This is a genomic window from Bifidobacteriaceae bacterium (genome assembly GCA_031281585.1).
Classification (GTDB): Bacteria; Actinomycetota; Actinomycetes; order Actinomycetales; family WQXJ01; genus JAIRTF01.
This window is the reverse complement of the sequence record JAITFE010000072.1, coordinates 1-21,273: the sequence shown is the minus strand read 5'-3', so window position 1 is coordinate 21,273 and position 21,273 is coordinate 1. Positions and strand designations below refer to the sequence as shown.

The window sequence follows — 21,273 nt, the reverse complement described above, 5'->3', positions numbered from 1 at the left end:
GCCGATCATCTCGGGAGCGCTCGGCGCGGTCAAGTCCGGGCGGCCCGTTAAGATGGTCTGTCGTGGCAACTAGATCCCCATCCGATGATCCGTGGGCCGGCCCGGCGTTGACCGGCCGAGCCGCCAAGAAGGCCGCGAAAGCGGCGGCCAAGGCCGGCAAGGACAAGAAGGCCCGCTGGTACAAGCAGATCGCCCAGGTTTACCAGATGGTGGCCAAGCACCAGCCGCTGATCTGGCTCTGGCTCCTGGCGCTCGTGGTCGGGATAGAGGGCGTCGCAGTCCTGTTCGGGGCGTTCGTGTGGAAGGGCCGGATCGGCTACATGGCGTTTCTGGCGGCGCCCGTCGCCTTGCTGGCCTGCACAATGCTGCTGGCGCGCCGGGCGGAAGCGGTCGCCTACGCGCAGATCGAAAACCAACCCGGCGCCACGGCATCGGCGCTCGGCACCATCCGGCGCGGCTGGACAATTGAGCAAGAGCCGGTGGCGGCCGACCCGCGTTCCATGGACATGGTCTTCCGGGCGGTCGGGCGGCCCGGCGTTGTGCTGATCGGCGAAGGCCCCACCGGCCGGGTCAAAGGTTTGATGAAGAAGGAACGGCAGCGCGTCGCGCGGGTCGCGCCCGGCGTCACCATCCACGAGTTGTTTGTGGGCCGCGGCGAGGGCGAGGTGCCGCTGCCAAAGCTGGTGCGCAAGCTCAAGCGCCTGCGTCCGGCTTTGAACAAGGCCCAACTGGCGGAGGTCAACCGCCGCCTGCAGTCGATCGGCGGCATGAAGCTGCCCGTGCCCAAGGGGATCGACCCGTTCAAGGCCCGCCCCGACCGCCGCGCCTTGCGCGGCAAGTGACCCGTCGGAGCCCGTGCTCCGGAAACCGACCCGTAACAAGGGCTTCATGGGCGGGTCACTCAGCCCTTCTAGGGTGTCGGTGTTTCAGCGATCACCGACTCTCTAAGGAGTGGCTACATCCATGTTCAACAGCGCTGAGGAGGCATTGGCCTTCGTTCGCTCCGAGGGTGTTGAGTTTGTCGACGTCCGGTTCTGCGACCTTCCGGGCATCATGCAACACTTCACCATCCCCGCTTCCGCCTTCACCGAGGACGCCTTCGCGGACGGCCTGATGTTCGACGGGTCTTCGATCCGCGGCTTCCAGGCCATCCACGAATCCGACATGAAGCTCATCCCGGACGTGAAGACCGCGTTCGTCGACCCGTTCCGGACCCGCAAGACCCTGGTCGTCAATTTCTCGATTGTCGACCCGTTCACCGGCGAACAGTATTCGCGCGACCCGCGCAATGTGGCCGCCAAGGCCGAGGCCTACCTGAGCTCGACGGGGATCGCGGACACGGCGTTCTTCGCCCCGGAGGCGGAGTTCTACATCTTCGACTCCGTGCGCTATGAGACCAACGAGCACGAATCCTTCTACTTCATCGACTCCAACGAGGCCTGGTGGAACACGGGCCGCAAGGAGGAAGGCGGGAACCTGGCCTACAAGACCAGGATCAAGGGCGGCTACTTCCCCGTCTCGCCGTCCGACCAGATGGCGGACTTGCGCGACCAGATGACCCACCTGCTGGCCCAGTCCGGCCTGGAAATGGAACGCGCCCACCACGAGGTCGGCACCGCCGGCCAGCAGGAGATCAACTACCGGTTCTCCACCTTGCTGCACGCGGGCGACGATTTGATGAAGTTCAAGTACGTCATCCGGAACACCGCCTGGCAGGCCGGCAAGACCGTCACCTTCATGCCCAAGCCCATCTTTGGCGACAACGGCTCCGGCATGCACTGCCATCAGTCGCTGTGGTTGAACGGCGAGCCGCTGTTCTTCGACGAGCGCGGCTACGGCGGCCTGTCCGACCTGGCCCGCTGGTACATTGGCGGCCTGCTGGCCCACGCCCCGGCGGTGCTGGCGTTCACCAACCCGACGGTCAACTCCTACCACCGGTTGGTGCCCGGCTTCGAGGCGCCGGTCAACCTGGTCTACTCGCAGCGCAACCGCTCCGCCTGCATCCGCATCCCGGTTACCGGCTCCAGTCCCAAAGCGAAGCGGATCGAGTTCCGGGTCCCGGATCCGTCCTCCAACCCGTACCTGGCCTTCTCGGCCCAGCTCATGGCCGGCCTGGACGGCATCAAGAACCGGATCGAGCCGCCGGAGCCGGTGGACAAGGACCTCTACGAGCTCCCGCCCGCCGAACACGCCCAGATCCAGCAGGTGCCGGGTTCGCTGCCGGAGGTGCTGGACGCGCTTGAGGCGGACCACGACTTCTTGACCGAGGGCGACGTGTTCACCCCCGACTTGATCTCGACTTGGGTCGACTACAAGCGCACCCGCGAGGTCGACCCGCTGCGTCTGCGCCCGCACCCGCACGAGTTCGAGCTCTACTACGACATCTAGACGGGCCGTCCTCTCCCAACCGACCGGCCGTCGGGTACCCAGACCCGGCGGTCGGTCTTTCGTTTCACCATGCCGCGCGGCCGCCGGATAAACTTGGTCCCGGCTTTGCCAGCTACTGGGAGGAGACAATATGGCCGTCATCGGCCGGACCATGCTGCTGTCCAAGATCCACCGCGCGACGGTCACCGACGCGAACCCGGATTACATCGGCTCGATCACCATTGACGCGGACTTGATGTCCGCGGTCGACCTGGTCGAAGGCCAGCAGGTGGACGTCCTCAACGTCTCCAACGGGAACCGGTTGACCACCTATGTGATCACGGGGGCGGCGGGTTCCGGCACCGTGGCGGTCAACGGGGCGGCGGCGCATCTGAGCCGGGCTGGCGACATCGTCATAGTGGTCGCCTACGGGCTGGTCGAAGAGGCCGGCGTCAACTCGCACCGGCCCAAAGTCGCCTTTGTGGACGGCTCCAACCGGATTGAGTCTCTTGGCGCCGCTCCCGGGCTAGGGTCGATTACGTGAAGCAGAGCGCCCCGCCCTGGCTGACCAGGGCCGCCATCAAAGTCGTGTTGGTCGTGGCGGCCTCGCTGGTCGTCTGGTACTCGATCGGCAAGTTGGCGTCGCTGATCATGATTGTGGTCACCTCGCTGTTCGTCGCCTTGGCGATGGAGCCGCCGGTCGACTGGCTGGTGAAGAAGGGCTGGAAGCGGGGTCTGGCGACGGGCCTGGTGATGCTGGTGGCCGCGCTGGCGGTGGCCGGGCTGGTCGCCGCCTTCGGCTCCATGTTCGTCAACCAGGTCATCGAACTGTTCGGACGCGTGCCGGACATCTACGAGGCCGTCACCAAATGGCTGGTCGACAAGTTCGGAGCCCGCATCCCAACGCAGAATGAGGCGCTGCAGCAACTCGTTTCGAAGTGGGGCTCCACCCTGGCGGCCAACGCCTGGGCGGTGGGCACCCAAGTCTTCTCGGGGCTCATCTCCTTCCTGGGCCTGCTCATGCTGGTTTTCTACATCTCCGCCCAGGGGCCCCGGCTGCGGGCCACGCTGTGCTCGCCCCTGCCGCCCGAACACCAGCGGGTGGTCCTCAAGATTTGGGCCACCGCGCAAGAGAAGACCGCCGGCTATATCTCCTCCCGCGTCATCCTGGCGCTGATCAACGCCACGGCCACCTACATCTTCCTGCTGATCGTCGGGGTGGACTACGCGCTGCCCCTGTCCCTGTTCTCCGGGATAGTCTCCCAATTCGTCCCCACTGTGGGCACCTACTTGGGCGGCGCCGGGCCCGTCCTGGTCGCGCTGACCGAATCGCCGCTCAAGGGCCTGGCCGTGGTCGTTTTCATAGTCGCCTACCAGCAAGTCGAGAACTTCTTGGTCGCCCCGAAGCTGACCTCCAAGACCATGGAGATCAACCCCGCGGTGGCGTTCATCTCGGTTCTCGCCCTGGGCATCCTGCTCGGACCGATCGGCGCCTTCCTGTCGCTCCCCCTGGTCGCCACCTGCCAGGCGATCATCTCCACCTACGTCCACCGCTACGAGTTGGTAGACGACGCGCTGCTCCGCCAAGACGAAGACGAGGACGCCCCGGACGCGCCCAAACCGGCCAGCAACGACTGAGCGGAAATGGGGACGGTACCTATTTCGCAAGCGAAATAGGTACCGTCCCCATTTCCATTCCATATGTCAGGTGGCGGTAGTTCCATATGTTCATGCGCCGCGCCAGGGCGCCAGGCGATGAGCGCGGCGGGTCCCCGTTGGCTGATCATCGACACCAGCGCCCTTGTGCGAACCTGGCGCCACCCCTCAGTTGCCGAAACGGTAGGACGCCTTGCCAGGGAGCGGATCTGCGCAATCAGTCCGACCACGATGCTCGAGATCGGCTACACCGCACAATCCGCCGAGCAATGGAACCGCCTGAGAGATGCCGTCTCCGGTCTGCCGGTGCTTGAGGTGACGCCAGAGGTGGTAATACGGGCCCGCTCGATCCAAGGCGCGCTTTGGAACACCGGCCACGTGCGGGCCGCCGGGGCGGCCGACGTCCTGACGGCGGCAATCGCCATAGATGCCGAGGCGGGAGTGCTGCATTACGACGCGGATTTCGAATGCATCGCCGCAGTCAGCGGATTGGAACAGCTCTGGGTCGCGCCTCGCGGATCGATTGATTGATCCCGCCGACTGTTCAGGCGTAGAAGAGGCGGTCGAAGACTTGGCGGGCGCGGCGGGCCACGCGCGCGCGGTCCTCGGTTAGCTCCGCGCTGGAGCCGCGCGGATAGCCCATCAAGCCCGCCACTCCGCGCAGCTGGCGCGGGTCGGAGGGCAGCACGTCGCTTGACGCGCCAACCCGCCCCGTCCACAGCACGTTGGCGTTGCGGATCGACATGGCCTGCATCCAGGATTCGATCAGGACGCACACGTCCGCCGCGTCGATCAGATCCGCCGCGACCGCCGCCTCCAACGCCTCGACCGTGCCGGTCACCCTGAGGCCCGGCAGGTCGCCGGCGTGGCGAAGCTGGTACAGCTGGGCCACCCACTGCACATCGAGGAGCCCTCCAGGGCCCAGTTTGACGTGGCGGGCCGGTTCCACCCCGCGCGGCAGACGCTCGGCCTCGATGCGGGCCTTGAGCAGCCGCAGATCCGTCAACTCCTTCTCGCTCAGGCCCCCCGGACGGTACCGCACCGGGTCCGCCACCGCCATGAATGCCTCCGCCAGGGCCCTGTCCCCCGCCAGCGGCCGGGCCCGCAGCAGCGCCTGGCGCTCCCAGGTCAGCGCCCACCGGGCGTAATACTCCCGGTACGCGTCCACCGACCGCGACAGCGGGCCGGCCCGCCCCTCGGGGCGCAGATCCGCGTCGATTTCCAAGGGGGGTTCGGGCCCGATCCCGCCCAGCAGCTTGCGCGCCTCGGTCGCGATCGCCTGCGCCTGGCTTTGGGCGGCCGCCTCTTCCGCGCCGGGACGCGCCCGGTGGACAAAGATTACGTCCGCGTCGGAGCCGATGGCCATCTCGCGTCCGCCCAGGGAGCCCATCGCGATCACAGCCAAGTCCACCAGCAGGCCCCCGTCTTCGCCGGACACCGCCTTCGCCGCCAGCGCCAAAGCCGCCCCGAGGGCCACCCCGGCGGTCGAAGAGACGGCGAAGCGCGCCGCGCCGTCGTCCAGCCGGCGCAACGCCATGCCCGTCGCCAGACGGGTCAGCTCCCGGCGGCGCAGGGCCCGCACGGCCGTGGCGGCGGTCTGGGCGGACTCACGGCGGTCCACCACCGCCGTCAGCTCTTTGCGCAGATCCTCGGGCTGCCGGGGCTCCAGGTCCCGGTCCGAGTCGAGCCAGCGCACCGACTCCGGCGAGCGGGCCAGGTTTTCCGCGACGAACTTCGACGCCGCCAGCGCGTGCGACAGCCGCTCGGCGGCGCCGGCCGAGTCGCGCAGCAGCCGCAGGTACCAGTGGGTCGAACCCAACGCCTCGGACAACTGCCGGAAGGACAGCAGCCCCGCGTCCGGGTCCGCGCCGTCCGCGAACCAGCCCAGCATGACCGGCAAGAGCTGCCGCTGGATTGCGCTTTGCCGCGTCACGCCGCTGGTCAGCGCCGCGATGTGGCGCATGGCGCCGTCCGGGTGCCGGTAACCCAAGGCGGCCAGACGCGACCGGGCGGCATCGGGCAACAAAGTCGCCTCCCCAGCCGACAGCTTGGCCGTGGCCGGCAGCAGCGGGCGGTAGTACAACTCCTCGTGCAGGGAGCGGACCTCGCGCCGGGTTGCCAACCACGTCTTTTCCAGTTCGGCGCCCGCGGCGGGTTGGACGCGGGCGGCGCGGGCGAGCCGCAGCAAATCGGCGGGCGCGGTCGGCATGAGATGGGTCCGCTTCAGGCGGTAGAGCTGCAGCCGGTGCTCCAGCACCCGGATCAACCGGTAGCACTCGGCGAGGCGGCCGGCCGCCGCCCTGCCCACGTAGCCCCCGTCCCGCAGCGCGTCCAGGGCGGCCAAGGTGGTGGCGGCGCGGATCGACGGATCAGACCGGCCGTGGACCAGCTGCAGCAATTGGACGGTGAACTCGACGTCCCTCAGCCCGCCGCGTCCCAGTTTCAGTTGGCGGTCCGCCTCGGCCGGCGGAACATGCTCCTCGACCCGGCGCCGCATCGCCTGCGCGTCCTCGACAAAGTTGTCGGATTCGACCGCGTTCCACACGAACTCCCTGGTCGCCTGGTAGTACTCACGCCCCAGCGACGCGTCCCCGGCGGCCGGACGGGCCTTCAACAGGGCCTGGAACTCCCAGGTCTTGGCCCATTTGCGGTAGTAGGCCAAGTGCGAGTCAAGGGTCCGCACCAGCGGGCCGTTCTTCCCCTCGGGCCGCAGGTTGGGGTCGACCTGCCAGATGACCGGCTCCTTCGCGGGGCCGAAGGTGGCCCGCTGCAACGCGCTGGCCAACTGGGTGGCGACCGCCAAAGCGTCCGCCTCGGCCACGCCGGGGCCGGCGGGCTCCGCCACGTAGACCACGTCCACATCCGAAACGTAGTTGAGTTCCCGCCCCCCCGTCTTGCCCATGGCGATGACCGCGAGGCGCGCCCGCTCGTGGCCGTCCACGCCGGCCCGGGCCACCGCCAACGCCCCCTCCAACACCGCCGTCGCCAGGTCCGCCAAGTCGCTGGCCACCTGCGGAAACAGGGCCGTGGGCGCGGCGGCGGAGAGGTCCTCCGCGGCGATCCGCAACAGGGCGCGGCGGTAGGCCAGGCGCAGCGGCTCCGGTTCGCTGGACGCGGCCACGGGCACGGCCGCCGCCGGGTCCGCGCCAACCGCCTCCAGCAGCGCCGCCCTGAACGCCGCTTGGCGTTCGGTGGGCAGGGCCGGGTCCGCCAAGTCGGCGAGGTCGCCCGAAGCCGTTGCGGCGCCCGCCGCCTGGTCGGCCTGTCCCCGGCGCACCGGGTCGGCTTCGCCCACGCCGTCGGCGGCGCCGATCGGCCCGCCCGAACGGCTCAAGGCCTTCTCCGCACGGGTGCCAGCCAGAATGTCCGGCTCGCCGAGGACCGCAAGCTGCTCCGGGTGGCGCACCAGATGGTCCCCCAGAGACGCCGAGCCGCCCAGCACGGCCAGCAGGCGCCCGGTCGCGCGCGCGTCGGACCAGACAGTTTGCAGCGCCGCCCGGCCACCAGCGGTCGCGGCGACGCGCGCCAGCGTCAACAGAGCCAGGTCCGGGTCCGCCACAGCCGAAAGTCCGGCCGGTTGGACCTCGAACCCGGCCTCCGCTATCTCGTCCAAGCACCGCAGCGCGCGCTCGGCGTCCGCCACGCCCGCCCGGATCAACTCGCCGCCAACCGAGCGGACCCGTCCCCCCGCGCCGGGCGGACCAGGAACAGCCATCACAAGATGGGCAGGAAACGTTCCAGTTCGTAGGCCGTGACCTGCGCCCGGTACTCGTTCCACTCTTGGCGTTTGTTGCGAAGCACAAACTCGAAAACGTGCTCCCCCAGCGTCTCCGCGGCCAACTCGGACTCCGACATGATGAGGATCGCCTCGTCCAGCGAGCGCGGCAGAGGCTGAATACCCAAAGCCCGCCGCTCGGCATCGGTCAAAGCCCAAACGTCGTCTTCCGCCTCCGCCGGCAGCGGCAGGTCCTCCTCGATCCCCTTCAGGCCGGCGCTCAGGATGGTGGCGAACGCCAGATAGGGGTTGACGGCCGAATCCATGCCCCGGAACTCGACCCGCGCGGTCTGCGGCTTGCCCGGTTTGTACATGGGCACGCGCAGCAGCGCGGACCGGTTGTTGTGGCCCCAGCAAACGTAGTTGGGCGCCTCGGCTCCGCCCCACAGCCGCTTGTAGGAGTTCACGAACTGGTTGGTGACCAGCGAAATCTCGCGCGAGTAGTGCAGCAGGCCGGCCATGAAGCCGCGCGCGGTCTTGGACAACTCGTATTCCGCGTCTGCGTCGAAGAAGGCGTTGCGGTCACCCTCGAACAAAGAGAAGTGGGTGTGCATGCCGCTGCCGGGGAACCGGGCCATCGGTTTCGGCATGAAGGACGCGAAGACCCCTTCCGAGAGCGCCGCCTCCTTGACCACCGACCGGAAGGTCATGATGTTGTCCGCCATGGTCAGGGCGTCCGCGTAACGGAGGTCGATCTCGTTTTGGCCGGGGCCGGCCTCATGGTGGGAGAACTCCACCGAGATGCCCATCGACTCCAGCATCTCAATGGCGATGCGCCGAAAATCGTTGGTGGTGCCCCGCGCGGTGTGGTCGAAGTATCCGCCCGAATCGACCGGCACCAGCGGGTTGGTGGACCGCCCGGTCCCGGACTTGAACAGGTAGAACTCGATCTCCGGGTGGGTGTAGAAGCTGAACCCCATGTCCGAGGCCCGCTTCAACGCCCGCTTCAGGACGTAACGGGGGTCGGCGGGCGAGGGGTCGCCATCGGGCGTCAAGATGTCGCAGAACATGCGGGCCGTGCCGTGGCGGTCCCCGTACCACGGCAGCAACTGGAAGGTGGTCGGGTCTGGCATGGCGACCATGTCCGCCTCGTAAACACGCGTGAACCCCTCGATCGCCGACCCGTCGAAGCCGATCCCCTCTTGGAAAGCCCCCTCCAACTCCGCCGGCGCGATCGCGACGGACTTGAGGATTCCAAGCACATCTGTGAACCAGAGCCGGATGAAGTGGATGTCCCGTTCCTCCATGGCCCTCAGAACGTATTCCTGCTGCCTGTCCATTCAGGTTCCTTTACTGCTTTAGGCGATTCTCAACGTTGCCAGTTTGCCACGGCCGTGTGTCGCGGACGTTACCCGGCGGGCCTGGGTGGAAGGGCGGGGGCGCCCACGGCAGCGACGGCACTGGAAAAGGTACGCTGAATTGATGGCAGCCACAGTCGCTTTGGTCAAAGCCAGGCCCGGACCTGGCGAGGTGGCCGCCAACGAGGCCAAAATCCTCCAGTACGCGCGCCGGGCCGGCCAACTGGGCGCGGCCGTCACGGTGTTCCCCGAGTTGATGCTGACCGGCGTTGGGCCAAGCGACCTCGGCGCGGGGGACGACCTGCGCCGCCACGCCGACCAGGCCCTCACGCGGTTGGCCCGCGCCTTGGACCGCGAGGGCTTGGGCGGCCGCCATGTCGTGGTGGGCACCACCGGCACCGGCTTGGCGGACCGGCCGACCAACGCGGCGGCGGTGCTGCACAAGGGCAAGGTGGCGCTCGCCACAGCTTCTTCGGACCACGCGGACGATGCCGTCTTCAGCGCCCGCGGGCACCGTTTCGCCTTGGCGATCGGGCGGGTCCCAGGCCCGGTCCGCGCGGTCGCGGCCGACGCGGTCCTGGTGTTGGCGGACGGCTTGGCCTACGCGGCGGACCAGGCCGGTCATCCGATCAGCCCAGCCCCGGCGGACCACGAGGGGCTAACGTTGTGGACGGCGAAGTGAGGGCCCGGCGGGCGGTTTAGCCGGCAATCGAGGGAAAGGCAGAGCCAGTGGGACGGCTCCAAGACGTCAAGAAGATCCGAATCCAGCATCTTGGTGAGGCCAAGCGCGCGGGCGAGAAAATCACCATGCTGACCGCCTACGACAGGCCCACGGCGGCCATTTTCGACTCCGCCGGGATTGATTTGCTGTTGGTTGGCGACTCGATGGGCAACGCCGTGCTGGCGTATGACACCACCTTGCCGGTGAGTTTGGACGACTGCGTGCGGGCCACCCAGGCGGTCGCAGCTGGTGCGTCCCGCGCCCTGGTGGTCTCCGACCTGCCATTCGGCACTTACGAGGCCTCCCCTGAGCGGTGCTTCGATTCGGCGGCGGCCCTGATGAAGGTCGGCGCGGAGGCCGTCAAGTTCGAGGGCGGGGCCCGTGTGGCCCCTCAAATCGAGTTGCTGTCCGGGGCCGGCATACCGGTCATGGCGCATTTGGGGTTCACCCCGCAGTCGGTCAACACGCTGGGCGGCAACCGGGTCCAGGGCCGGGACGCCGCCTCCGCCGGCCGCCTGCTCGAAGACGCCCAGGCGGTTCAGGCCGCAGGCGCGTTCGCCCTGGTCCTCGAATTGGTGCCGGCCCCGCTGGCGGCCCAGGTGACGGCCGCGCTGGACATCCCGACCATCGGGATTGGCGCGGGGGCGGGCACCGACGGCCAGGTCCTGGTCTGGACCGACATGGCCGGCATGGGCGACTGGCAGCCGTCTTTCGTCAAGCGTTTCGGCGAGGTGGGCGCGGCCCTGCGGGACGCCGCCGCGGCCTACGCCGCCGCCGTCCGGGAGGCCGCCTACCCCGACGGGGCGCACTCCTTCGACTCCTGACGGGGCCGCCCGCCAATCGCGCCCGGATTGGCGAACGTCCCACTGCGTCTCTCCAGTTCCGGCGGGCATCTGGCCCTGACTCACCAGCTCCGGCGAGCGCCCGATCTTGGCTCGCCTGTGCCGGGCGGCGGCGGGTCGTGGCCGTGTTCGGCGGGGAACCCGGTGAAGACTTGAGTGGTTTTACACTTGGCGCCCCCTTGGCGGGTTCGTTATGGTGTGGCTGACAGCCCGGCCTCCGTCCCTGGCAGCGGCCCGCCCAGCGCGCGGCTCGCCGTGGACCTAACCCCAAGGAGCCCATTGTGAGCGTTTCAAGTTTTGCCCCGGTCACCGACGATTCCGACTCCGGTGCGGCCCGTCGGCGTGTGGGGGCGGGTTGGTGTGGTTGGCGTCGTGTGGTGGCGTGGTCGGTTGGTTTGGTTGTGGGGGTTTCGGCGGTGGGTTTTGGGGGTGTGTTCCCGGCTCAGGCGGCGGAGTTGTGGGCTGGTTTGCTGGATGTGACGGTGGACCGGGCGGTGTTGGACGCGGCGGATGGGAAGACGACGGTGCGGGTCCGCCCGTCGGTGAAGGTTCCGTCGCCGTTCGTGTTGTCGTTGTATGACGAGTCGACGGGGAAGCGGGTGGCGTATTGCTCGGGTTCGGCGAACGCGGCGTGCCGGTCGTCTTGGGATGTGGAGGTGTCGGTCCCGAACGATTCGGAGAGGGCGTTCGCGGTGTTCGTCGCGACGGACGACCCGTCGTCGGGGTTCCCGTCGAAGGACGTGTCGGCGCGGGCGCGGGTGTCGGTGGTGAACGTCGGCTGGACAGGTTCTTTGTCGGTGTCGGCGGACCGGGCGGTGTTGGACGCCGCGGACCCGGGGGCGGTTTTGTCGGTGGTCCCCTCGATCCGGGTGGTGGCCCCCTATTCGTTGTCGTTGTATGACGAGGCGGGCAAGAGGGTCGGTTACTGCCAGGCGTCGAACAGCTCGTGCCGGGACGGTTGGGACGTGGCGGTGAGCGTGGGGAACTACCAGTCGAAGACGTACACCGCGTTCGTGGCGGCGGAGTACCCGACGTCCGGGCCGCCTTCGAAGGACGTGCGCGCGTCGGGTTCGGTCCAGGTGTCGAACCGGGGCTGGGTCGGGGGGTTGGACGTCACGGTGGACCGGGCGGTGGTGGACGCGTTCGACCAGGCCGCGACGGTCACCCTGGCCCCGTCCATCCCCCTGGCCGCCCCTTATTCGATGTCCCTGTACGACGACCAGACCGGCAAACGGGTCGGGTACTGCGCCGCGTCGAGCGCGGCCTGCCGGGACGGCTGGTCGGTTCGGGTGTCGGTCCCGAACGGGGCTGAGCGGACCTTCACCGGGTTCGTCGCCGCCGACAACCCGACCTCGGGGCCGCCTTCGAAGGACGTGCGGGTCTCCGGGTCGGTCAGGGTCGTCAACGAGGGTTGGCTGGGGTCCCTGGAGGTGTGGGTCGACCGGGGCCTGGTCGACGCCGCCGACCCGAAGGCGACCGTCCACGTGGCCACCACCCTGCCGTTGGTCTCCCCCTACGCCCTGTCGCTCTACGACGCGGACACCGGCAAACGCCTCGCCTACTGCCAAGCCTCCAACAACGCCTGCAAAGACGTCTGGCGGACCGTCGTGACCATCCCGAACGGGCAAACCAAACGATACGAGGCCCACGTCGCCGCCGACTACCCCACCACCGGACCACCCGCCAAAGATGTGCGCGCCTCCGGATCCGTCTCCATCGCCAACCAAGGCTGGACCGGACAAGTCACACTCACCGCAGACCGGGACGTGGTGGACGTGGTCGACCCGCAGGCGACTATCAGCGTGGTCCCGTCCATCAAGTTGGTGTCCCCGTACGTGATGTCGGTTTACGACGACTTGACGGGAAAGAGGGTGGGGTACTGTTCGGCGTCGACGGCATCGTGCAGGGAGAAGCTGTCCGTAAAGGTGACGCCGAAAGACGGGCAGGTCGCGGTCTACACCGCGTACGTGGCCCAGGACTACCCCACGACCGGGCGCCCGGTGAAAGACGTCCGCGCGGCCGGGTCCGTCCAGGTAACCCACGCCGGTTGGGCGGGGAACGTGGCGCTGACCACCCCCCAACCCCAACTGCCGGCCGGCACGCCGAGCGCGGTGGTGACCATCGCGCCGTCGAAGAAAGTCCCGTCCCCGTATGTGATGTCGGTGTACGACGACTCCGGGACGCGCCTGTGGGCGTGCCAACAGGACGCGTGCCGCGCCAAGGGCGGCGAGGTGACGGTGGCCGTCCCGCCGGGCGGGCTGAAGACCCTCTACGCGTACGTCGCGCTGACCGCCGCCCAGGCGACCCCGCCGGCAGACGGCATCTACGCCCGCGCCGAACTGGGAATCCTCCGGGACGCGTGGTCCGGGACCGTGTCGGCGGAGGTGGACGAGTATCTGGAGTTGGAGGCGTGGCGGCTGCGCGACGGGTACCAGACCCGGCTGGGCGCGGCGTTCGACCCGCCGCTGCCGGACGGGGTGCGGGCGGGTTTGTACGATGACGCGGGCAGACGGGTCGCGGTGTCATATTCGTATCCGGGCGGTCTGGCGACCTGGAAGCCGGTGGTTCCCTCCCCGGCGGAGGACCGGGTCTACACGGTCGTGGTGGCCCCCGACCTGCCGGAGGTGGGATTGCCGGAGTTGCGGTGGGGGATGTCCTCAGTGGCGGTGTCCGGAGACCAGCGGCGTTGGCAGGGGCAGGTGGCGTTGACGGCGGAGCCGACCGGGGTTGCGGGCCAGTACCGGGTGACGGCCGAGTTCTCGGAGTACTTGGACTCCTCCTCGGTTTATGACGCGTGGGTGATCGACCAAAACGGCTCGCCGTGGTTCACGTGCGGCATAGGAGAGGAGGACCCGGTGTGCGGGTCGGCGTTGACCCGTGTGATGAACGTGCCCTCGCACACGGTGCGGACGCTGCGGGCGCAGGTGGGCCATAAGTACAAGTACGCGGAGTACGTCCCGCCGGGGGTGGCGGTGTGGTCCGCCACCTCCGACCCGGTCGAGGTGGCGGGCGCCACCTGGGAAGGGGAGCTGCGGTTCGCCCATGTGGGCGTGTTGGACCCGGTCGCGGAGACGGTCGCGTTGGATGTGGAGGCGACCGGGGCGCTGCCCGCCGGCGACAAGGTGGTGTTGTTCGGCCCCGACGGGACGAGCGCGGCGGTGTGCCAGACGGCGACGTGCCCGTTCAACCCGGCGGTGCCCGTCACGGAGGACCCGGTGTTGTTCACCGCGGCGGTGGTCACCCCGGCATGGTCCGGGCAGACGCTCACAGCTTCCCAGGAGTCCGGGTTGGTTGTCGGATCCAGGACGGTCCAGGTCTGGAACCCGGGTTGGTCCGGGGAGTTCGCGTTCGAGGCGGTCGGAGGGCTTGACCCGGCGACGGAGACCGTGCTGCTGCGGGCCACCGCCACCCCGGCGCTCCCGGCGTCGAAATGGATCGTCATCTACGGGGTGGACCGGCAGCCGAAGGCCTCCTGCGCCCGGTCGGTGTGCGAGGTCCGGCTCGCGGCCGGACAGTCCGACCAGGAATGGGTGTTCACCGCCGCCGTCATGCCCGTGGGCGACGCTCCCCCGTCCTGGCCGGCCGGGGCGGACCGGGCCACCGCCTCGAAGACCGTGGGGCTGTGGAACCGCGGGTGGGAAGGCGATCTGGCGGTCACGGCGGACACCGGCGGCCTGGGCGTGGTGGACGCCGCCGACCCGGTGGTGAACGTCCATGTGTCGTTGTCCGCCCCCATGCAGAAGGGGTTCGCGCTGATCGCCTGCGACCAGGACGGCAGACTGGCCTACAACCGCGCTGCGGCCCAGACCGCCTGGTCGGAGGCCAGCTTGGGGTGGACGGTCCCCCCGGAGACGGTCGGCATGTTGACCGTCGCGGTCCTGCCCGCCAATCACGGGTGCGAGGACTTGGCCCAGGCCAGAGCCGCCCGGCAGATCTCAGTGGAACACGTCGGGTTCGGCGGGGAGATCGCGTTGACGGGCACGCAGCCGACCGCGCAGAACCCGTACACCGATTTGACGATGGCGTTGACCCGCCCGCTCGGCGTGGGCTACACCCTCCAAGTGGTCGACCTGGCCGACGGGCGGACGGCGTGGGAATGCCCCGCAGACAGCGCCCAAAAGAAGTGGTGCACCCTGGAGTCCCTGTTCACGGGCCATCTCTCGGCCAAGCCCCTGGAAACGCGCCGCTACCAGGCGGTGGTCCGCAAAATCGGATCGGGCGCCGACGGCCGGTCCTGGTCTTCCGGCGTGTTCGAGGCCACACACCCCGGCTGGCAGGGCACGCTGACGTTGTCGACTTCGGCGACTTTGATACACAACTTTGAGCACTCACAGCTGACGGTCTTGTTGTCCGAGCCGTTGGGCGACGCGAAGCTCGCCGTCTGCGAGGACCTCATCGGCGACGCCCCACCGGAGGTGTCCCCGCGCCGCGAGCAGCATTTCTGCCTCCAACTGCCCACCGAGGCCCCGGACCAGCGAATCTACAGTTTGCAGTCCTTCTTCCAGCAAGCTCAGTACCGGTCTGACGCGACGTATCAGGCGTTCGTGTACCACACAGACCAGGTCCACGACCACAACTCGACCATCCCGCGCGACAACGCCGTAGCAGCGTCGAACACGGTCCACGTCCGCAACGACGGATGGCTCGGGCGCGTGGATTTGACCGCCACCCCGACCGGGCACCTCTGGTCAAGCTCCACCTTTTCGGCACCTGTACCGGAGGTGGTCGTGATCTTGTCGGTAACGCCCACGCTGGATGACGCCGCCCCTTACGCGTATTACCGGAGGGTGGTCCACCAAAGCTCCCGAAGCGGCGCCGGCTCGTTCAAGTTCTGCGGCGGTCTTGACACCTTTTGCCATCCCTACGACGACCCCCCAGGACATTGGTCGGGTTCCGGGTACGCCTACTACATGGGCGCCGTTCACGAGAACACTAGGGAGCTCGGCTATCCCGACGGGGGCGCCGTTGCCACCTCGGGTTGGGTTTCCATGTTTCCACCCGACTACGACCTTCTGGAGGAGTACCTGTGCGGCGTGAACCCCTCGGTGTACGACTCGGTGGTCTGCCACGGCGACCCGGTCTCGACCGCGACCGGCGAGTGGTGGGAAACCGCTGAGGACCTGGCCATGGACGGGGCCGGGCCGCCGCTGGCGTGGACCCGCAGCTTCTCCACGTTCGACCGGGGATATGAGGGGACCCTCGGGCGCGGGTGGCGCTCCAACTGGGACATGAGTTTGCAGGTCGCCCCGGCGGTCGCCGCGTCCTCGGAAATCACGTTGCAGAACGCCCCGAAGATCAGGGTTGTGCAGGAAAACGGATCGATAGTCGACTTCACCAAGGGCTCGGATGGCCGGTACGGATCGTTGGAGCGGGTCCGCGCCGACTTGGAACAGCTTCCCGACGGCGGTTTCGTGTTCACCCGCCGCGACGCCCAACGGTTCCTGTTCGACTCCGGAGGGGCGCTGACCGCTTTGGAGGACGAGAACGGCAACCGGGTCGATGTCGAACACGACGCCGACGGCAGGGTGACTGCGGTGGCGGATCAAAAGGGCCGCTTCTTGCAGGTCACCTATGACGGGTTGAAGGTCCGCCAGGTGGCGGACCAGGCCGGCCGGGTGGTGTCCTACCAGTACGACGTCAACGGGCGGCTGGTCAAAGCCACCTCTTGGGACGGGACCGGAGTCGAGTATCGATACGACGGGTCTGGGCGCGTCACCGAGATCCACCAGCCGACCGGCGGCGCCTACCTGAACGCGTACGACGACCAGGACCGGGTGGTGGCGCAAACCGACCCGGCCGGCGGGGTCACCAGTTTCGAGTATGACGACGAACGCGAGTTCACAACCATCACCGACCCTGACGGCTCCAAGACCCGCGAGGAGTACTCGAACCACACGTTGCTGCGAGTCACCTACGGGTTCGGCACGGAGTTGGCGAGGACGGTCACCTACGGGTACCAGGGCCTGATCCCGTCCCAGGTCGCCTCGGCTACCGACGACTTGGGCAACGTTATGAGGTACACCTACGACCAAGACGGGCGCCTTCTATCCGTCACGGATCCATTGGGCGTCCAAGGCGGCTATGAGACGAGGGCGTTTTACGACCAAGCCGGGCATTTGGCTAAGACCGTCGACGAGTCCGGTGCCGCGACCCTGTCCACGTTTGACCCGGCCGGGAACTTGACCTCGGTGACGGACGCGGCCGGGAACACCACCGGTTTGACGGTCAACCCGGATGGGACAGTGGCCGCCCTGACCGGCCCGGACGGCGGCGTGCGAACAGTCGGCTACGACTCGCACGGCTACCCGGTGGCGGAAACCACCCCGGAGGGGGTCACAACGAGCAGGACCGTGGACTCCATCGGACGGGTCTTGACTGAAACCGACCCGGACGGGCTGACCACAACCTATGGGTACGACCCGCACGGGTTCCTGACCAGCGTGACCGGCCCGGACGGGCTGTCCGTCACCTACACGTACCACCCTTCGGGTTTGCCCGCCACTGTCACAGACCCCTTGGGGAACGTCACCAGCTACGCCTACGACACATCGGGGCGGGTCGTGAGCGTGACCGACCCACTAGGCCTGGTCGCCACCTACGTGTACGGCCCGGCCGGGCGGGTCGCCGAGGCCAAAGTCACCAACCCGGACGGGGAGGAGGCCGTCACCGGTTACGGCTACGACGCGCTGGGGCAACTGGTCGCGGAGACCGACCCGTTGGGGAACGAGACCCGGTACGGGTATGACCAGGTCGGGAACTTGACATGGGTCCGCTCTGCGACCGGCGCCACCACCAGCTACGCGTACGACAAGAACGGGCAGGTCGTCTCGGCCACCAGCCCCGCCGGGAACACGGTCGCGTACGCGTACGACAGGGCTGGGCGCCTGGTCGGCGTATCCGATCCGGAGGGGCGTTACCAGAACACCACCTACACCGCGACCGGATTGGTCTCCCGGCGGGCCACGGGGCAAGGCGACTCGGAGGTCGCGGCTTCGTGGACGTACGACGCGTCCGGCAGGCCGCTGACCTATCGGGACGCTGATAACCGGGTCCGGTCCGCCGTCTACGACTTGGACGGGCGCCCGGTGGCGGAGTCGAACCCGGCCGCCGGGGCCACGGCCTACGCCTACGATGCCGCCGGGCGGCTTCAGGCGGTGACCCGCCCCGACGGGTCCCAGGTCGCCTACGCCTACGACCAGTTGGGCAGGTTGGCGTCGGTCGACCACCCGGACGGCGCCGACGACGTCGCGTACGCGTATGACCAGTTCGGCAGGCTGGCGGCGGTCTCGGATGGGACCGGGTACGCCTACGACGGGTCCGGGCGGGTCGCGTCAGTGTCCGGCCCGAACGGGACCGTGTCCTACGCCTACGACGGGTGGGGGCGGCTCGCACGGTTGACGTACCCCGGCGGGCAGGAGGCCGCCTACGCCTACGACCTGGCGGGGCGGTTGACCGAGGTGGCCGGGCCGGACGGCGGCGTCTACAGGTACGCGTACGACCAGGACGGCAGGGTGTCTTCGCTGGCCTACCCGAACGGCGCCCTAACCGCCTACGCCTACGACCCCGACTCCCGTGTCACCTCCATAACCACGACCGGCCCGGACGGGCGGGCCGTCCTCGACCTCGGCTACCGGTACACGGACTCCGGGCTGCTCTCAGACGTCGACGCCGCCTACGGGGACGTCGGGGCCGCGGTTTCCTCGTCGGCCGCCTACGCCTGGGACGCCCAGGGGCGCCTGAAGACCGTGACCGCCGACGAGGGGGCCTCGAACCCGGTCTCGCACACCCCCGGCGGGCTGGTCACCGCCCTGGACACCGGCCTGGCCCTGGCCTACGAGCCCGTTTCGGGGCGGCCCGTCTCCTCGACCCTGGGCGGGGCGGCCACCGTCTACGGCTACGACCAGTTGGGCAACCGGGTTTCCGAGACCGCCGACGGAACCTTGACACGGGAGTACTCATGGGATCCGGCCGGGAACCTGACCGGCGCCGCCACCCCCGACGGCGGCGCGGTCGCGTACACGTACGACGCGTCCGGGCTCCTTCAAACCGCCGTCGCGACCGGCCCCGACGGGCAAGTCGCCGACTCGTCCGCGTTCACCTGGGACCAGACCGGCGGAGTCCCCGTCATGCTCACCGACGGCCAGAACCTGTTCGTCTACGGGCTGGGGACCGCCCCGATCGGCCAACACCCCGCCAACACCCCGCCTCCGGGCGGACCCCGACCTGGCGGGGCCGGGGCCGGAGGCGGCGACCCGCCTGGAACCGGCGCGGGAGACGGCGCCGGATCCGAGGGGGAGGCGCCGTCGGAGCCGTCTTCGGCGCTGTTCCTCCACGGGGACCTGACCGGCTCGATCCGGGCGGTCACGAACCCCGACGGGCAACTGGCGGCAGCGTCCGGGTACACCGCCTACGGCCAACCCCTCGCCGCCTCCGGCCTGCCCGGCACAAACACGGTCACCGCGTTCGGGTACGCCGGCGAACACGCCGACCCGGCCACCGGGCTGGTCTACCTGCGCGCAAGATGGCTCGACACCGCCACCGGGGTGTTCCTCTCAGCCGACCCCGCCGACTCGGCCACCGGCGACGCCTACGGGTACGCCGCCGGAAACCCCCTCCAACTGACCGACCCGTCCGGGCTGACACCCTCCGACGGGTGGGGCGCGGTGCTCAGACAAGGCGCGCGGGACATAACCAACACCCTGTACGGGGCGGCCGACGTGTTCAGCTTCGGGGAGTTCTCCCACCTGGCCGTGGAAATGGGCTGGGACTCGGAATGGCTCGACCTGTGCGACGACGCGTTCGGATGGGGCGTCACAGGCGCGACCATCGCCACGATCCTCGTCTCCTTCAGCCGCGGCGGCAAAGCCACCAGCGGGGCGGTGGGCGTGAGCACCGCCCGGCACGTCACCGGCGCCGCCCTCAAGGGAGTCGCAAACGCCGGCCGCACAGCCGCCCAAACCGGCGCCCGCGCCTGGGGGAAAGCTTCCACTGCGGTGCAGACGGCCGGCAAATCGTTGATCAGCAAACTCAAGCCCAAGCCGAAAGGCCCGAAACCGCCGAATGCTCGGGTGCCAGCCTACGCAAAGAAGGGCCCGGGAAGCGACGGAAAGACCAGAGGCACCCTCGTCCGCCCAGACGGCACCGAAGTTGCCCTGGTCAGCGGCCAGCATCCCCCGGCATGGGGAAGGCCTCCCACACCAGGGATGAACGGCCTGACCAAGTCTCATGTTGAGGCGCACGCGGCGGCGACGATGCGCGACGAAGGTCTGACGCACGCTACGCTCTGGATCAACCGAAAACCCTGCGCGGCGCCGAATGGGTGCGCCATCATGCTCGATAGGATGGTTCCCGAAGGCTCGATTCTCACCATTCATGTGGTACCGGAGGGTAGCGTAGGGCCGATTTTCCAGACCATTCGGGTGGTCGGGAGGGGGCTGGGAACGTGAAAATGAGCTGGGTGTTGACCGATCCCGATGATGTTCAGTCGAAGGACGTGGCCGACCCGGCGGAAGTGTTCTGGCTGCTGGACGCTCTTGACGACGATCAGGCAAACGGGGGCGGCACCGCAGTCGTGCTTGAAAGCGGTCCGTATTGCCTAACGGTGGCGCTGTCGCCCGACGGCGTAATGTTGTTCTGGTCGGATGATGTCGAGTTCTACAGTTCGGTCGGCGACCTTCCCGGTGCGCGCGGCACCGTGTGGTTCAGCTACGGGGGCTCGGCCACCGAAGTTGACGCGAGGCGGGCTGTGCGACGGAACGTGGCGGTGCTCGCGGTTGCCCAGTTCATGCGGGACGCTTGCAAACTACCTGCAGTTGACGATTTGGCCTGGGAGCTTGAATAGGGGACGGTGCGGGGCAAACACCCATGTTGAGGCGCACGCGGCGGCCACCATGCACGACGAAGGGCTCACGCAGGCGACGCTCTGGATCAATCGGATGCCTTGCGCGGAGGCGAATGGGTGCGGGGCGATGCTTCCCCTAGCGCCAATTTCCGCGTTGGCGTTTGGCGGCGGGTGCTGTAGCCCGCACGATGCCCCCACCTGCGCCTTTGTCCTGGCCGTGGTGGCAGTACACGTCCCGAACCGCCTGCGATGTGACCCGCGCCCCAAGAGACTTCCCCCGAAGACCGGGGGCAGCCCAGCCCGCGCGGGCAGGCCACCAGCCGCTTCAGCTACGGGGGCTCGGCCACCGAGGTCGACGCGCGGCACGCGGTGCCGCGCGATGTTGCGATGCAAGCGGTCGCCGAGTTCATGCGCGACCAGTCGAGGTTGCCCAGCGTCGAGGGTCTGGCCTGGGAACTCGACTAGAGGCCTTGATCGCGGCGAAGCCGCGATCAAGGCCTCTAGGGCGTGTCTCGTAAGGGTTTGTGTTGTGGCGTGGCATGGTGGGTTGTATGGCGAGGAGTCCTCAGTTCACTGATGAGATGTGGGAGCGGGTGGAGCCGGTGCTGCCGCCTCGGCAGGGCAGCGGGCGCCCGTTCAACGACCACCGGACGGCGGTCGAGGGGATCTGTTGGCGGCTGCGGACGGGGTGCCCGTGGCGTGACCTGCCCGGCGAGTTCGGGCCGTGGCAGTCGGTTTGGCGGCGCTACGACCGGTGGGCGAAAGACGGCACC

12 protein-coding genes and 3 pseudogenes are annotated in these 21,273 nt (G+C 68.6%); 12 read left to right on the top strand and 3 right to left on the bottom strand.

Annotation, left to right across the window (positions count from 1 at the left end):
• Nucleotides 1–62: 62 nt before the first annotated feature.
• From LBC97_08645 to LBC97_08625, 5 genes are all read left to right on the top strand, one after another.
• Nucleotides 63–842: a DUF4191 domain-containing protein gene (locus LBC97_08645; GenBank protein MDR2566108.1), complete on the top strand. Its 780-nt coding sequence runs from the start codon at nucleotides 63–65 to the stop codon at nucleotides 840–842.
• A 121-nt stretch (nucleotides 843–963) separates the two neighbouring features.
• Nucleotides 964–2,388: a type I glutamate--ammonia ligase gene (glnA, locus tag LBC97_08640; GenBank protein MDR2566107.1), complete on the top strand. Its 1,425-nt coding sequence runs from the start codon at nucleotides 964–966 to the stop codon at nucleotides 2,386–2,388.
• Between the two features lie 130 nt (nucleotides 2,389–2,518).
• Nucleotides 2,519–2,911: an aspartate 1-decarboxylase gene (locus LBC97_08635; GenBank protein MDR2566106.1), complete on the top strand. Its 393-nt coding sequence runs from the start codon at nucleotides 2,519–2,521 to the stop codon at nucleotides 2,909–2,911.
• Nucleotides 2,908–4,005, top strand: a complete 1,098-nt coding sequence (locus LBC97_08630) for an AI-2E family transporter (protein MDR2566105.1) — start codon at nucleotides 2,908–2,910, stop codon at nucleotides 4,003–4,005. Before LBC97_08635 ends, LBC97_08630 begins: the two co-directional genes overlap by 4 nt.
• Nucleotides 4,006–4,122: 117 nt before the next feature.
• Nucleotides 4,123–4,554: a PIN domain-containing protein gene (locus tag LBC97_08625; protein MDR2566104.1), complete on the top strand. Its 432-nt coding sequence runs from the start codon at nucleotides 4,123–4,125 to the stop codon at nucleotides 4,552–4,554.
• A gap of 13 nt (nucleotides 4,555–4,567) precedes the next feature.
• Here LBC97_08625 and LBC97_08620 read toward each other — a convergent pair whose 3' ends face one another.
• Together LBC97_08620 and LBC97_08615 are read right to left on the bottom strand one after the other, a co-directional pair.
• The gene (locus LBC97_08620) at nucleotides 4,568–7,738 is read right to left on the bottom strand and encodes a bifunctional [glutamine synthetase] adenylyltransferase/[glutamine synthetase]-adenylyl-L-tyrosine phosphorylase (protein ID MDR2566103.1); all 3,171 of its coding nucleotides are present in this window, start codon (nucleotides 7,736–7,738) and stop codon (nucleotides 4,568–4,570) included.
• On the bottom strand, nucleotides 7,738–9,078 hold the full coding sequence (locus LBC97_08615; GenBank protein MDR2566102.1) for a glutamine synthetase family protein: 1,341 nt from the start codon (nucleotides 9,076–9,078) through the stop codon (nucleotides 7,738–7,740). The genes LBC97_08620 and LBC97_08615 overlap by 1 nt, the downstream gene beginning before the upstream one ends.
• A gap of 142 nt (nucleotides 9,079–9,220) precedes the next feature.
• Here LBC97_08615 and LBC97_08610 point away from each other — a divergent pair, with 142 nt between their 5' ends.
• Together LBC97_08610 and panB are read left to right on the top strand one after the other, a co-directional pair.
• Nucleotides 9,221–9,778 carry a hypothetical protein gene (locus LBC97_08610; GenBank protein MDR2566101.1) on the top strand — a complete coding sequence of 186 codons (558 nt, stop codon included), beginning with the start codon at nucleotides 9,221–9,223 and terminating at the stop codon, nucleotides 9,776–9,778.
• A 47-nt stretch (nucleotides 9,779–9,825) separates the two neighbouring features.
• Entirely contained in the window at nucleotides 9,826–10,641 is an 816-nt protein-coding gene (panB, locus tag LBC97_08605; protein MDR2566100.1) for a 3-methyl-2-oxobutanoate hydroxymethyltransferase, read from the top strand.
• A 2,574-nt stretch (nucleotides 10,642–13,215) separates the two neighbouring features.
• On the opposite strand, the pseudogene LBC97_08600 reads toward panB, so the two are convergent.
• Nucleotides 13,216–13,314, bottom strand: a pseudogene (locus tag LBC97_08600) (polymer-forming cytoskeletal protein).
• A gap of 2,333 nt (nucleotides 13,315–15,647) precedes the next feature.
• Between LBC97_08600 and LBC97_08595 the strand changes: the two are divergent.
• The 5 genes and pseudogenes from LBC97_08595 to LBC97_08575 all read left to right on the top strand — a co-directional run.
• Nucleotides 15,648–20,105 (top strand): DUF6531 domain-containing protein, encoded by a 4,458-nt coding sequence (locus LBC97_08595; protein MDR2566099.1) that lies wholly within the window; start codon nucleotides 15,648–15,650, stop codon nucleotides 20,103–20,105.
• Nucleotides 20,106–20,107: 2 nt separating this feature from the next.
• The gene (locus LBC97_08590) at nucleotides 20,108–20,500 is read left to right on the top strand and encodes a hypothetical protein (protein MDR2566098.1); all 393 of its coding nucleotides are present in this window, start codon (nucleotides 20,108–20,110) and stop codon (nucleotides 20,498–20,500) included.
• Nucleotides 20,388–20,636 (top strand): annotated as a pseudogene (locus LBC97_08585) (hypothetical protein). The gene LBC97_08590 and the pseudogene LBC97_08585 overlap by 113 nt, the downstream one beginning before the upstream one ends.
• A gap of 152 nt (nucleotides 20,637–20,788) precedes the next feature.
• Nucleotides 20,789–20,965: pseudogene (locus LBC97_08580) on the top strand (hypothetical protein).
• Between the two features lie 86 nt (nucleotides 20,966–21,051).
• A partial coding sequence (locus LBC97_08575) for a transposase (GenBank protein ID MDR2566097.1) occupies nucleotides 21,052–21,273 on the top strand: 222 nt, incomplete at its 3' end.